Genomic DNA, 897 nt, shown 5'->3' with positions numbered 1-897 from the left:
TGACGGCGGCGTGACGGTGGCGGAGTTGGTGGTGGACGGGATCGGGTGTCGGCTGGGGCACGCTGCCCCGGCGCTCAGGAGATGAGCCGCGGCAGGCGGCCGAGGGCAAGGTGGATGATCGCCTGATCCGGGGCGCTGGTCGGCAGATGGACCTTGATCTGCGTCTTCATCTCCATGATGCGCGCGGCGATCTTCACCAGACGCAGCCGCAAGGTGTCGAACTGGACCGTGCGCCAGCGGGAGCGTTTCGGCATTACCGAGCGCAGGCTCCACAGCAGCCAATACGCCCCGGCGTGCAGGAACAGGCGGAACTGATTGGCCGTTGCCTTGGTGCAGGAGGTGCGGTCGGCCGCAAGGTGCGCTTTCCACGCCTTGATGTGATTTTCCGCCTGCCCCCTCGCGCAGTACAGGCCCTCATACAGCCACCGCCCGGCACCGTGGCGCAAATTGGTGACGATGAAGCGGGTGTCGGTGCCCTGGTCGCCCGCCTCGACGCGCGCGACGATGCGGCGGACCCGGCTCCAGGTGCTGGCACCGTCGTAGAATTCCTTGAAGCGGCGCACCTTGCCGGTTCCGGAGGCGGTCTGAAAGCGGGCGGTCGTGCTGGCCTCCAAGGTGGTGACGTGGCGGCGCAACGTGCGGCTGGTCGGCAGGCCCAGCACGTAGTCGATCCCCTCCGCCTCGCACCAGTCCAGAACCTCCGGACAGGCGTAGTGGCCGTCGGCGCGCAGCAGGATCTCCGTTTTCGGCCAGTTCGCCCGGATGGCGCGGAGCAGGCGGCGCAGGAAGGTGCGGATCTCGGTGCCTTTGGGCCGCTTGGCCGGGCGTAGCACGGCGGTGACGAAGCGCCCCTCGCCGTCGAACACGACGATGGGCTGGAAGCCGTATTCGTCGTAA

General features: G+C 68.1%; 1 protein-coding gene. It reads right to left on the bottom strand.

Features of this window, described 5'->3' with window-relative positions; translation table 11 throughout:
- Window positions 1-74: 74 nt before the first annotated feature.
- On the bottom strand, window positions 75-897 hold an 823-nt coding region (locus tag EJ903_RS26370; RefSeq protein WP_126620821.1), incomplete at its 5' end, for an IS1380 family transposase.

It is taken from the genome of Azospirillum griseum, from assembly GCF_003966125.1.
Taxonomy (GTDB): Bacteria; Pseudomonadota; Alphaproteobacteria; order Azospirillales; family Azospirillaceae; genus Azospirillum; species Azospirillum griseum.
This window is presented reverse-complemented; position numbering and strand designations above follow the sequence as displayed.